The organism is Enterococcus sp. 9E7_DIV0242, assembly GCF_002140975.2.
Lineage (GTDB): Bacteria > Bacillota > Bacilli > Lactobacillales > Enterococcaceae > Enterococcus_L > Enterococcus_L clewellii.
The window spans coordinates 2,710,913-2,724,755 of record NZ_CP147247.1 but is presented as its reverse complement, the minus strand read 5'-3'; the positions used below and the strand labels follow the sequence as shown (position 1 = coordinate 2,724,755).

12 protein-coding genes are annotated in these 13,843 nt (G+C 39.4%); 3 read left to right on the top strand and 9 right to left on the bottom strand.

Annotation, left to right across the window (positions count from 1 at the left end):
* Positions 1–338 precede the first annotated feature (338 nt).
* Positions 339–917 carry a TMEM175 family protein gene (locus A5888_RS12965; RefSeq protein WP_339101644.1) on the bottom strand — a complete coding sequence of 193 codons (579 nt, stop codon included), beginning with the start codon at positions 915–917 and terminating at the stop codon, positions 339–341.
* A gap of 163 nt (positions 918–1,080) precedes the next feature.
* On the opposite strand from A5888_RS12965, the gene A5888_RS12960 reads away from it, so the two are divergent.
* On the top strand, positions 1,081–1,278 hold the full coding sequence (locus A5888_RS12960; protein ID WP_086348468.1) for a hypothetical protein: 198 nt from the start codon (positions 1,081–1,083) through the stop codon (positions 1,276–1,278).
* A gap of 164 nt (positions 1,279–1,442) precedes the next feature.
* Here the strand turns inward: A5888_RS12960 and A5888_RS12955 are convergent, their stop codons facing one another.
* From A5888_RS12955 to A5888_RS12925, 7 genes are all read right to left on the bottom strand, one after another.
* Entirely contained in the window at positions 1,443–1,967 is a 525-nt protein-coding gene (locus A5888_RS12955) for an HdeD family acid-resistance protein (protein ID WP_086348467.1), read from the bottom strand.
* A 338-nt stretch (positions 1,968–2,305) separates the two neighbouring features.
* Entirely contained in the window at positions 2,306–2,680 is a 375-nt protein-coding gene (locus A5888_RS12950; protein ID WP_086348466.1) for a DUF956 family protein, read from the bottom strand.
* A gap of 146 nt (positions 2,681–2,826) precedes the next feature.
* Positions 2,827–3,756 (bottom strand): PTS system mannose/fructose/sorbose family transporter subunit IID, encoded by a 930-nt coding sequence (locus A5888_RS12945; protein ID WP_086348465.1) that lies wholly within the window; start codon positions 3,754–3,756, stop codon positions 2,827–2,829.
* 20 nt (positions 3,757–3,776) lie between these two features.
* A complete protein-coding gene (locus tag A5888_RS12940; protein WP_086348464.1) occupies positions 3,777–4,580 on the bottom strand; it encodes a PTS mannose/fructose/sorbose transporter subunit IIC in 804 nt (267 codons plus the stop codon).
* Between the two features lie 138 nt (positions 4,581–4,718).
* Complete coding sequence (locus A5888_RS12935) at positions 4,719–5,708, bottom strand: mannose/fructose/sorbose PTS transporter subunit IIA (RefSeq protein WP_086348463.1); 990 nt, start codon at positions 5,706–5,708, stop codon at positions 4,719–4,721.
* Between the two features lie 256 nt (positions 5,709–5,964).
* Positions 5,965–6,459: a mannose/fructose/sorbose PTS transporter subunit IIB gene (locus A5888_RS12930; RefSeq protein ID WP_086348462.1), complete on the bottom strand. Its 495-nt coding sequence runs from the start codon at positions 6,457–6,459 to the stop codon at positions 5,965–5,967.
* 269 nt (positions 6,460–6,728) lie between these two features.
* Entirely contained in the window at positions 6,729–9,611 is a 2,883-nt protein-coding gene (locus tag A5888_RS12925; protein WP_086348460.1) for a sigma-54-dependent transcriptional regulator, read from the bottom strand.
* Between the two features lie 341 nt (positions 9,612–9,952).
* Between A5888_RS12925 and A5888_RS12920 the strand changes: the two genes are divergently transcribed.
* Both A5888_RS12920 and A5888_RS12915 read left to right on the top strand, forming a co-directional pair.
* On the top strand, positions 9,953–11,584 hold the full coding sequence (locus A5888_RS12920; RefSeq protein WP_086348461.1) for an ABC-F family ATP-binding cassette domain-containing protein: 1,632 nt from the start codon (positions 9,953–9,955) through the stop codon (positions 11,582–11,584).
* A 157-nt stretch (positions 11,585–11,741) separates the two neighbouring features.
* Positions 11,742–12,146 (top strand): pyridoxamine 5'-phosphate oxidase family protein, encoded by a 405-nt coding sequence (locus A5888_RS12915; RefSeq protein WP_339101643.1) that lies wholly within the window; start codon positions 11,742–11,744, stop codon positions 12,144–12,146.
* Between the two features lie 79 nt (positions 12,147–12,225).
* Here A5888_RS12915 and A5888_RS12910 read toward each other — a convergent pair whose 3' ends face one another.
* Positions 12,226–13,701, bottom strand: a complete 1,476-nt coding sequence (locus A5888_RS12910) for a DUF2828 family protein (RefSeq protein ID WP_086348458.1) — start codon at positions 13,699–13,701, stop codon at positions 12,226–12,228.
* Positions 13,702–13,843 lie beyond the last annotated feature (142 nt).

The window sequence follows — 13,843 nt, the reverse complement described above, 5'->3', positions numbered from 1 at the left end:
TTTCCCACTATTCATTTTACACCAAAAAAAATAGGATTCTTTTCATAAAATAGTAAAGTTCTAGAAAAATTTGAGAATCTGCTTATTTAAAAAATGCTACATATATTATTCTGTTTAGGCCAGAATAGTATATACATCCTATTTTATATTATTTGTACCGCCAACTCAACAACAGCTTGCTGTAAAAATAGGGCACTGCCTTTTCACATACTTGAAATTTTCAGAAATATACCTCAATAAAAAAACTGAAGGACACGAAAATAGTTCACTACTTTCGTGTCCTTCAATTTTTTCAATAAGAGCAACATTTACCATTTCTGATGGCAACTGTGTTTCTCCTACTTTTTATATTCTTGTTCGATTCTTTTCTCAGGAACGAACCACATGATTAAAATGCCGATATTAACAATCAAGACAAAATAAGGATGGATCAACCAACCTAACAACAGCCCCAAAAGATTAAGTCCGATGGATAGATACATTTTATAATATTTATCTAGAATAACGCGCAATTTAGAATTGTTTTTTTCTGCACGAATCAATTCCTTCATCAAAATATAGTAAGCTACATCTGCCAATAAAATGACCACTCCATACAAAAGCTCCGGCACGAGACTGTCCAAGAAATCTCCTACCCAAGCTGTGGCAAATGGTATGAGTGTCAGAGTAAAAATGAAAAAGTTGTTTGCCCACAACACCCGACCATTAATTTTATGTACTAATTGGAACATATGGTGATGATTGTTCCAGTAAATCGCCAGCATGATAAAGCTAATGATATAAATAAAAATTTTGTGCCCAATATCAAATAACGCTTGCCAATTGTCCGTTTTTGGCGGTAACAGCTCTAATACCAGAATCGTCATGATGATCGCTATTACTGCATCTGTGAATGCCTCTATCCTTGTTTTCGACATATTCCACACCCCATTCCTTCTCATTTTACTGCCTTTAGTCATAAAAACAATTAATATGCCCATCTAAAGATGGAGAACAAATCGGTCTTGAGGTCGATGTCTGTTTTTTTATGCCTTGCTATACTCTTAATATAGAAAACAAACAGAGAACGGAGAATATAAAATGAATAACAACTTGGTAGGAAACGTATTGAAATTGATTGGACTCTTTATTATTGGAAGTATCGCTATCAGCATGATCGTAAGTGTTGTGGGAACACTTTTATGGTTAGCATTGAAGATCGTCATTCCTTTAGCTATAGCTGTATGGTTAGTGCACCTGATTTCAAGCCCTCAAAAGAAATGTCGTAGATATTACTAAGGACCTAAAAAATCCGTCAATTAACAAGACTTTATATAAATAAAGGAGGCGCTACTTTCCTTACTCCCAACCTCCTAATACATAAAAGCTTCACTCCACGATCAACGCGGAGTGAAGCTTTTGGTTTACTTGAAAGTAAAAGTGCTTATTCATTGTCTCGTTTTTCAATGAAACGCATAAACGATATACGTGATTCCAAACATCATAAAATAAAAACCTACCAGAAAACTCAATGTTAGCGCAGAAGATAGTGGGTTAAACAAGAGCATAACACCCAAAATGATCCCCAAAATATCTACGATCAAGCTCAACCAATAGTACCCAGTGTGGAAAGCTTTTGCCAAGTCCAATGTGAACAAATTGAAGAAGGAATCCAGAATGAACCATAGTGCAAAGACATAAGGTAACACAGCAATTCCTATTTGCAGATTAAAAAGAAGATAAATCCCCAGAATAATGTCGATAACACCTAAGATCAGAGGCATGTAAGTCTTATACCCTGTCAATTCCTTCAAGCGATTCCGGACAAAAATTTCAAATACACCCTTTATAATGGCAAATATAGCGAAAATCATGACGATCGCCAGTAAATTTCCCGTTGGGTCTTGAAAAGACATCAATGAAACGATAACAAACAAAATCCCTAATAATAACGAACCCCAGTCAAAACCCGTTGCTTTTTTATCCATTATTTTTTTCACCTCTTTCGTTTATTCTTACATTGTTTATGGTACTCCGATAAGAAATTTTGGTCAAAAGTAATGCTGTTATTTTTTCACTTTTGATAAAAGAACATATAAAAAACGACTGAAATCACTCTCATCTCAATCGTTTTATCTATGCTGCACCAGTAGACTCAGTTTCGTTTTTTATCGAAAACTTGTCCTACAAATCCTGTCAGCTCTTTAATTTTCTTATTTTCCTAATGAGCCCGTCTGAAAATAAATGGAATAATTGCCTATGTCTCGTGGAATTCTATCCTGAGTATCAAAAGAATCGCAACTTGATGGATCGATTGATTTAGAGACTATCCTTTTTTAAACTTCGCTTGTACGCCACGCTTCACAACGTCGAAAAAGCCCAAGGATTGAACCATACGATCTGAAGGGATATACTCCCTTATAGCTCGTAGTACTTTTTTAGGTTCTTTAGATGCAAAGGTAAAGGTTCCATTTTGCTTTGTCTCAATAGCATAACGGGGAATCCATTTTCCTTTGAAAAGTACAGAAGCAATCACATACTCTACTTCTTCCCAAGGAATTTGAATGTACTTCCGTGTATCTCGTGAGTTGTAGAATTCAAACCCTTTATCACCAACCATGAGCTGTCCATAATCAGTAAGTCCTGTATAGGCCGTCGCATCTATTACCAAATCTACTTTTGTATTCAGTGATTGAACCATTATACCCACTCCATTCTCGCTATTTCGATTCATTTATTATACCGTTATCTGAGTAAATACGCTATTTTAAATAAAAGAATGCTATGTACCTATAAAAAATCAAGAAGGGGCCGGGACAAACAATTGTCCAGCCCCTTCGCTCTGTTTTACAGTAATCCAACCACGTGTCCAAGAATACCTACTACGAATAGGCCAAGGATAATAACGATTGGAGAAACTTTTTTCTTAAGCAACCACATACAGAACAATGTAAGAAGCAATGCAGCTAGCCCTGGAATCAATTGATCCAAGTTATTCTGCAAGGTTGTTACCTTCTCAGAGGATAAAGCTAATCCGGAATTCACCTGCTCGAAAGCCTGTTTGATTCCTTCACCGCCAGCTGGAAGTTTGTCCCATTCGATGTAGGCACCATCATCCAATTTAACAGAAGATACGACCGGTAGAAACTTGATGGACACCCACCGCTGAACCAGTGCCGCCAGTACGAACATCCCGAGAATCGATGCACCTTTTGTTACATCCTGCAATAATCCACCGGAAAGGTCTTCTGTGATTTTAGAACCGGCTTTATAACCGAATTCCTGTGTATACCACATAAACGCCCAACGAATTGCATTCCAAGCTACGAAGAAAATGATTGGACCAAGAATACTTCCGCCCATTGCTAACGATGCACCTAATGCACCAAGCATCGGTCTTACTGTAAACCAGAATACTGGGTCACCAACACCGGCTAAAGGTCCCATCATTCCGACCTTAACCCCTTGGATTGCCACATCATCAACCGGTGCACCATTTGCACGCTCTTCTTCAAGAGCCAGAGTTACACCAAGAATTGGTGAAGCAATGTATGGGTGAGTATTAAAGAACTCTAAGTGACGTTTCAATGCCGCAGTACGTTCTTCTTTAGATTTATATAATTTTTTAATCGCTGGGATCATTGCGAATGTCCAACCGCCATTTTGCATACGTTCATAGTTCCAAGAACCTTGAATGAAGGTAGAGCGCCACGCAACGGCTAAACGATCTTTTTTAGATAATTCGATTCTTTCTGATACTTGAGCTTTTTCTGCCATTTTTTTCTCCTCCTTCAAGGTTAATAGTCGTTAAGAATATCGTCTAGCGGATCACCATGATTTCCGCCACCGCCACCATTTGAAGAACCGCCCATTTTAGAAAGGTTCAGGTAGATAAGTGCTAGAGCAACACCTAATGCACCAAGTGCAATCAGTGTCAATTGTGAAATCGCTGCTACAACAAAACCGATAACGAAGAATGGCCATACTTCTTTTGTTGCCATCATGTTGATTACCATTGCGTAACCAACGGCAACGACCATTCCACCACCGATTGCCATACCATCTGTCAACCAAGCAGGCATTGACTGCAAGACAGATTGAACAGTTTCAGCTGGAATAAACAATAGTGCTGCTGCTGGGATTGCGATACGTACCCCTTGCATAGCTACGGCTACGATGTGCCACATTTCTACGCCTCTGATATTTCCTTTTTCAGCTTCCGCATCCATCAAATGGACAATCGGTACAGCCAATGTACGAACGATCATAGTTAAAACCAAACCAGCTACAGCCAAAGGAACCGCAATTGCGATCGCCGCAGGAACACCTTTAACACCTTGTCCACCTAATACTAAAATAATTGCTGATGCGACTGATGCTAAAGCTGCGTCCGGTGCTACGGCTGCTCCAATGTTTGCCCACCCAAGAGCGATCATTTGAAGGGTTCCGCCAAGAACGATCCCGGCTTCCAAATTACCGGTTACTAAACCGATCAACGTACAAGCTACCAGTGGTTGGTGGAACTGGAACTCATCCAGAATTCCTTCCATACCAGCTAGAAAGGCAACTAATACTACCAATATTATTGAAATAACAGACATGATAGACCTCCTATAAATATGAATTTTGTTTTGTATGAATTGCGTGAAACGATTCATCATGAAGAGCAGCTAGGGTATTCAATAAGTACACTGACTACTCAACTTTGTATCGTCTATTTCGTCGTAATTCATAGATAATTATGCGTTTGCTAATTCTGTTTTTGCTTTTTTCAAAATTTCGTCCATGTTTGCTTTTGAATCATTCGGTACTTTACGTACATCGAACTTGATGCCTTTGCTTTCTAATGTTTCAAAAGCTTTAACATCTTCCGTTCCCATCGACAGAACTTTACTTACTACAACTTTACCAACAGAATGGGCCATTGAACCGACATTCAATTCTTTGATGTCCACGCCGCCTTCTACTGCTGTGACTACATCTTCCGGATTTTCAAACAACAACAAGGCTTTTGTGTTGCCGAAACGAGGGTCTTTTGCGATTTCAATCATTTTTTTGATTGGAATAACATTCGCTTTAACCCCTGGAGGTGCAGCTTGTTCGATCAATTTCTTACGAAGATCATCCTTTGAAACAGCATCTGAAACCACGATGATACGGTTTGGTTGTGTTGATTTCGTCCACGCTGTCGCTACCTGTCCATGAAGCAAACGAGAATCTACACGTGCTAAAACGTATTTGATTTTGCCATCACCAACAACTGTTCCTTCCGGCAATGCGCCTTTTGGTTGGCCATCTTCAACAACTGCTTTTGGTGCTTCAGCCGGCTCTAATTCTTCCGGTTTGATTTTCACACCTTCTCTGGCAACACCTAAAACATGTGCAGCAATCTCTTGTGCTGAGTTCATTGAAAAACGTGAAGAGTAAGCTTCAATCAACATTGGTAAGTTCAACCCACTGACGATTGCCCATTTGTCTTTGCGTTCTTCAAAAAGACTGTTGGCCTGATTGAACGGTGTACCGCCCCACAAATCGACTAAAAACAATACTTCCTCATCATTATCAAACGTTGCGATTGCCTCAGTTAGTTTTGCTTTTAAATCATCTGGGCCTTCACTGGGCATTAGTGTCACAGCTTTTACGTTTTCCTGTTCACCGAAAATCATGGAACCTGATTGTAAAATTCCTTCGGCGAATTTTCCGTGACTTGCAAGAATAATCCCTACCATAATTTGTATACCTCCTATACTTATTGACTTTCTTTTGTATTATCTGATTCTTTCCAAAACGCATTACTTCCGAGTCATATGAAATAAAAAGTTCAGTGATAAAATAATGGAAAATAAAAACCCTTGGAAACAATACAATAATAAACGCGTTTCATATCACACTTTTTTTACCGAACCACATCCTTTCAATGCTTAAAACATCTTCTATAAATCTTTCATCGCTTTCGGCTATGCAACAATATTTCAATCCTTTGTGTCACAGCATTTGTTCCTTCTTCAACTGCTCCATCAATTGCACTTTACTATCCGCAACAACTTTTCTTATTTCCAAAGTGATTCCCAGAGAATCCAGATACTTGAATGCTTCAATATCTCGTGCATCCACTGCTACAGCGTTTGTGATCATCTTTTTTCCTTGGGTGAAGCTCATCCCGCCAATATTCACTGTTTCCAGTTGAACGCCATTTCTTACGACGCGCTCGACATCCTCAGGATTTGTGAAGAGCAACATCACTCTAAAACTGCTGTCAAAGCGTTCATCCGGATAAACCTGAATCATTTTATCCACTGTGATGACGTTCACTTTGACTCCTGGCGGCGCAGCTTGAATCAATAATTTTTTTCGCAGCATATCCTGTGCCACTGTATCGCTGACCACCAAAATACGATTGATATTCATGCTCTTAGTCCATACCGTAGCGACCTGACCATGAATCAGTCGATCATCGATTCTTGCTAGACGAATATCCATCTAAACCTGCACTCCTTTTGTCCAATCCTCTATGTTCTTGGGGAAGAAGGCATCATTAGAAGGCGGTTCTCTCAATGTACATTTAAAATACTATGTTCCGAAAGATAATGCCAAAATAAAGCCCTTTGATTCTTGGAATGTTGATCCACCTTATTATAAGCAAGTATCGTGCCAACTTAGTGTATTGATGTGTAAAGTCAATTAAATCAAGGTTTAAACTACAAAAAAGATACACTGTGTCATTTCAACAGTGTATCTTTTTTGTGTATTCAATCGAATAAATCATCTGTATTTTTCTGTATATCTTTTTGTGAATTATGAACCATGTGTACCATGTAATAAATTTCAGATTCTGCAATCTTCAATTTGAATGCTTCATTTAAGACTAATACAGCCTTCAAAATTTCTCTATAAAAGGTATCTTGCTTCATTTCTTCTAACAACGCCACTTCCACGTTCAAAGGATCTTGTCGCAAGGCTCTTTCCAGTACACCAGCCATGTGCATGATCATGTTTATATAGAAGGTATAGGATTCTACCAAATTCAGCTTTGTCTGGACTGTGTCTACAAACTGCCATAACAACGGTAAAACTTTTTGTGCATTGATAAAGGTAAAGCTTTGTTCCATGTAATCAACACAAATTCTTTTGGCTGTCTCTTCATCAATACTCATGTCATGAATCGCCAGCTCATCATCATACACAAGGTGGTCGATCACTTCTGCCGCTTCTCCGGAAAAGAAGGTCTCCATCGGAATAAACGGCACATTGATTTTAGGATCAGTGATTCCGGTCGTTGCGACAATATGATACTGCTGATTTAACTTCTCCAACCGCTTACTTACATCCAAAATCGAGCAAGGAACAACCGTAAGATGCTGCTCGGTCTGCGGTGTCAAATAGCCTTCAATCAGTTCTTTCATGCGTTGGGCAGTCCCCTCACCCGATGCGCAGATTGCCAAAATCATCTTTTTCTTGATTGGCGGCAAGCCTAATTCTCTATTGTTCAGTGTATTCATCCCTGCATAGCCATGGAAGTTCTTCAAAGAATCATAGAGATCATTTAAATGTGTATCCAAAAGAGTTGTTTTTCTGGCCGTCTCCAATACAATTGGTGTTGTGACCATATCAACTGTTCGTACATCAATACCTGTCTGTCGAATGATTTCATCTGAAAAGGTCCCAAGTGAACCCATATCGACAAGTAAGATCACACCACTTCCTTCATCCACGACCTTAACAGCTTGAATGATCTCTGTCAAAGCTTCCTGCGGCTTCATTTCAAGCGGCATATCAACAGCTTTCAGATTATCGACATTCAGTAGCTTTTCCACAACCTCGACCATACTTGTGGCTGTACTTTTCCCATGAGCGGCAACTACAATACCAATTCTGCCGGCACTTTTATTCTCTCTTAATGAAATCAGTAAAACGGCAATATAATACGTCTCTGATTCTGGAATAGACAGCTGATAAGCCTCTTCGATCATTTCCTTGATCTCCTGTGCTGTTTCAAACTCCTTCGGATAATCCAAAACCATATTTCTTAAATTTTCATTTAAGTCATGCTGTCTTTTATCACCAATCTGAATACGTTTCAAGAAGGAGCTGATATGCAAACTCATTGCATAAATAAAGTTGGACTGAAAATCATAGCCTAGCTTTGCTTTGGAGAAGCTGAAAATTTTTCTGGTGATATCAATAATTTGCTGATCCATGATTTCTGCCAGTTTCTTTTCTGTATCAAACGTAAAGCCATGGTTTCGATAAAACGACTTTAGATGAACATTGATATCTGTTGTAATGAAGTTGTTGATCACTTCCTGATCCAACCCATCTGCTTTAAGCAAGGCAGCTTTATCACCGATGATCTCGTATAAATTATACGGAAGCTCATAAGAATCCGACTGAACAGTCACTAATGATTCATTGGGTAACACAACCATCTTAGGCTCTAAATATTGCGAAAGCTCCGCCAGCTCATCACGATTATTTGCCAGCTGCAGCATGCCATCTTTGATTCCGTCAGTCAACTCAGACATCGCTATGACCATCTCCGGCTGATCGATATGCGTCAAAAAACCTCTGGCAGTAACTAACTGGACGTTGGACTTCAACTGTCCAACATTGCCATAGGTGACACTTCCGATCAATGCCTTGACCACATCTTCTGTTAAGGTGATTTTTCGTTGGATTCGATTGGCTTCTATCGCAACCATGATTTTGACCAGCTCAACCTTTTCCTTCGCCGGCCGATTATTAAAATGGGGCAGCTGAATGATGATCGGAATTCTTCGGACAAATGTATTCAGCAACGCAGAAGCCGGATTTTCAGTCGTCGCACAAATGATTCGAACATCTGCATGATTGGTCTTGGTCGTCTCACCTAAACGAGAATATGTCCCGTGATCCATAAAATAGAAAATCATTTCCTGGCCTTCAGGTGGTAGACGATGAACTTCATCCAAAAATAGAATACCGCCGTCTGCTTCATGAATAAGGCCATTTTTTGTTGCAGTTGCTCCCGTAAAGGCTCCCTCAACATACCCAAATAAATGTGACATCAGCAGCTCCGGATTGTGGGCATAGTCTGCACAATTAAAGACAATCAGTTCTTTCTGATCATGAACGATATTGTTTCTTTGAGCAAACTGAAACATCGCATGAGCAAAGTATGTCTTTCCTGATCCTGTAGGACCAACAATCAAACAATTTAACCCCTTCGGCGGATACAAGATGGCTGCCTTCGCTTGCTCAACTGGTGTTTTCATACTTCCGGCAGCACCGATCATTTGTTGAAAAATATCATCCAACGGTAAATTGCTTTTACTATGATCTGAATCACTCACAGACCAAACTGTTTTCGAGGTAGTCTCCCTCTGCTCGCTCTCTCGATAGCTTTTTACATGCCCTCTGAGTGGTTGATACTGCCTAACAGATTTATCCACATACCTTACTGGTCGACCATCTAGCTTTTCAAGAAGACCTTCTCGAACAAGCTGATTCAAGTCCTTACTGGCATTTGTTCGCTGAATATCCAGTGCCTCTGACAGCTCAGTCGTTGTGACCCCAAACCCCATAGATAGTTCTGATGCCGACATCTTTTCCGTTTTTTCTTTTACATATAAGTAGATTTTTTCAATTCTTTTCATCATTTATCCCCTCACCATAAACGATACACTAATTCCTCATGTGTATCATACAGTGTATCGTCAAAAAAGTACACTAATATCCTTTTAATTTTCCTGACAGCCTGCTGTTTCTTTTGAACATTTTTCATCAAACAGGAACATTTCCGTTCTTCCTCTCTTTTTTCTCTTCTGATCAATCTAAGAATCCACTGAAACTTCTTGAAAATTAAGGGTTTCCTCGCTATAATGCAGAGAGGCTCTATATAAATCCTATTAATTTGATACATTGTACAAAAAATAGGGGAGATGATTCTCTAGTTAGTGAGATTTATATAGTAATAATAGAAAAGCGAGGAAAAAAATTGATTACTGTAAATGATGTAAGTTTGTTGTTCTCTGACCGCAAACTTTTTGATGATGTAAATATTAAATTCAATCCCGGCAACTGCTACGGATTGATTGGTGCAAATGGTGCCGGAAAATCGACCTTCCTGAAAATTTTGTCAGGAGAAATCCAGCCAACGACAGGAACGGTTACATTAGGTCCTGATGAGCGTATGGCAACCTTGAAACAGAACCATTTCGACTATGAAGAATATACTGTTCTGGAAACCGTGATCATGGGACATAAACGTTTGTATGAAGTAATGAAAGAAAAAGACGCTATCTATATGAAGGAAGATTTTTCTGATGAGGATGGTATTCGTGCTGCTGAGTTGGAAGGTGAATTCGCTGAATTAGATGGTTGGGAAGCTGAACCGGAAGCAGCTGTTTTACTGCAAGGTCTGAATATTCCCGAAAACCTGCACGATCAGAAAATGAGTGAACTGACAGCTGGTCAAAAAATCAAAGTCTTACTTGCTCAGTCTCTGTTCGGTAAACCAGATGTACTACTTCTGGATGAGCCTACCAATGGACTGGATACTCGTTCTATTGCATGGTTGGAAGAGTTTTTGATTAATTTTGATAATACTGTTATTGTCGTTTCCCATGACCGCCACTTTTTAAATAAAGTATGTACGCATATGGCCGATTTAGACTTTGGTAAAATCAAACTGTATGTAGGGAACTATGATTTCTGGTTGGAGTCAAGCCAATTAGCTGCCAGACTTCAATCCGATCAAAACGCAAAAAAAGAAGAGCAAATCAAAGAATTACAAGACTTTATTGCACGATTCAGTGCCAATGCGTCTAAGTCAAAACAAGCAACTTCTCGGAAAAAAATGTTGGATAAAATCACATTAGACGATATTCAACCTTCTTCTCGCCGTTATCCTTTCGTTGGCTTCAAACCAGAAAGAGAAATCGGTAATGATTTACTGCAAGTAGAGAATGTTTCTGTTACTTTAGATGGAAAGAAAGTTTTGGATAATATCAGTTTCACCTTGAATAAAGATGATAAAGTTGCTTTCATTGCCGATAATGATATTGTGACTACCACTCTATTCAAAGTTCTTATGGGTGAAATCACTCCTGACAGTGGAACTGTTCGTTGGGGTGTAACAACCAGTCAGGCTTATCTACCAAAAGACAACAGCAACGATTTCGATACAGATTTAACGATTCTTGACTGGTTGCGTCAATTTGCCAGTAAAGAAGAAGACGATAATACGTTCCTACGCAGCTTCTTAGGTAGAATGTTGTTTTCTGGAGAAGAAGTGCTGAAATCCGTGAAGGTTCTTTCCGGTGGAGAAAAAGTGCGTGTCATGCTTTCTAAGCTGATGCTTTCTAAATCCAATGTTCTTGTGCTTGATGATCCTACCAATCACCTTGATTTGGAATCGATCACTGCTTTGAACGACGGGCTGATTGCTTTCCCGGGAGCAATTCTATTCGGTTCTCACGATCACCAGTTCATTCAAACCTTAGCTAATCGGATCATCGCAGTATCTGATAAAGGCGTTGTTGACCGTGCAGATACGACCTACGATGATTTTCTTGAAAACAAAGATGTTCAAAAACAGCTGGATCAATTATTTAACGGCAATTACTAATAATTAAATGTAAGACAAGCTTGAGATTCGAAGAATCTCAAGTCTTGTTTTTATTTAATAACATATTTCTATTTTTCGTTCTTTTAGAACATATTATCGTTTATCTAATAATATATCGTTGATAAATTGTTCCCGAAAATCGAAAGGATAAGATACGATGAACAAAGAAACCGAGCGCATCCTTTGCGAAAGTGACTTCATGATATTGAACACAGGTGATCAAGCTGGTTTTCCTCATTCTAAAATTATTTCTCGCCCCTTGTTGAGGCAAAGCTATCATTCTATGAAATTCTATTTGAATGCTGATAGTAAAACCATTAAAAATGCACATAAGAACAGAAAAGGCAGTCTCTATGTATTCCAATCTGCAACGCGTGAAAGTCTACTGCTCAAGGGCCTACTCACTGTCGAACCAATCTCGGCTTATGACTCTATTTCAAGACAGCTAGATAACTTTCAAAAACTTTTCAATTATTCGAATCCTGTTATCCTGTGTTTTGAGATTATGACCGTCGATTACATAAAAAGCAATCCAATGCTGGAATATAATCATTTCTTATAAAGAAAAAAACAGACGCACATAAGTATTCAAGGAGCCATTCTTTCTCCCTACTCACTTATGTGCGTCTTCCTATTCTCTTTCATGCCGCATGGATCGCTTCGTATCTTTCAGCAGTGATCACCTTCAGCATAAATTCTTCCGGTGAAATCGTCGCATCTTCCAATAAATCCTTAAATAGCGATGGACTATAACCGGAAACCAACTTCACATACTTCTCAGAGGCAGAAACCGGCAATTGCTGCTGCCGCGCGTTGACATTCCAGAAAACAATCTCCGGCATCTGATAGCCTGCACGATTCATCATGCCTTTCAGCTTTTTAAACATAGTCTCTCTTTGGAAATTACGATTGCTTCCACAAACTGCTGCATCAAATTCCATATCAGAGATAATATACAGCTTGTCTATCATCTCCTTTTGAGAAAAACGTGCTCGTTTCGCTGCTGAAAGAATAACTGTAAATACCTTCTCAAGATTCGTGTTATAGCCCCATGAGGCCCTTCTCAGATTCTGAACCTTCTCAACAAAATCTCTTCCTTCCAAAGCACACAGCTCAGGCTCTTCTGAAAATGTCATAAAATGATTTTTGAATTCGCCATGGTTGCGTTCAGACAAATAGATCCCTAATGCAATGGCTACTTCCATCGGTTTGCCTGTCATTGATCCGGAAACATCGACCACAGCCAATGAATTCTCTCTTCGATCACCAATATAATCAGGCAGATTTGCCCACAAACCATTATACAATTCTCTATGTTCTGCAATGCCACTTGATTGAAGAATTTTGCCGACAATATCAGCTGGATAAAGCGTTGCAGCATTGATTTTAGCACTACCAGTTTTCAACTGTTCCAAAAATGCCATGTAGCGCTCCATATCATTGCGGTAAAATGCCTGGCGATATTTCATGCCTGCAATTGATGGTAGCTTACTGTAATCGATCGCTTCATAATCACATTCGGATAGCTTCGTTTCCACCAAACTCAATGACTGGCGCAAGCGACTTAGATTTTTACGATAAACAGCCGCCTTCATGTTCCATGCTTTTAAGAGTATCATCAATTGGTTTTTCCGGTCCTTACTTCTGACAGAAGTCGATGGCAGCCATTTAGCCAGCAAAGATACAGGCTGGCCATTTGCGCTATTCTTTCTATCTTCCTGAAATTGTTTCGTTACAACAGTCAGAACTGCTTCCTTCAAAGGCGTAGATAGCAAGGCAAGCACATCATCCCAACGACCGTACTCTGGAATATATGGCAGTAGCTGACGAACCGTTGCCGGCTCATTAACAGCCATATCCATCAGAACAATCCTGAAAAATCGTCGCTCTCCCTGTCCACCTCGAATATCTCGCAAGTAGAAAAGAGTTTTCATTGCCAGATCTCTATCCTGTTTAAATGCTGCATAGAATAACGCCAATACCTCTTGCTCAGATTTCAACCGGTATGAACCGCCTAAAGCGAATAAATCCACTAGCGCATTCAATGAACTTTTTAGTGTATACGCACCGTTCTCCGTCTTCGTTATATTAAACATCTTTTTCAATTCGTTCAACATGTTGTTTCCTCCTTCTTTTCATTCATCGGTGAAAATGAGCCGTTGTCATTTCCACCGAGCTCCTTTTTTTACAGGACGCTAGTCATCTTTTTTGGATTAAAAGTGTGTTTGTTTGCGGTGAACGTCCTTATACAAGACACGG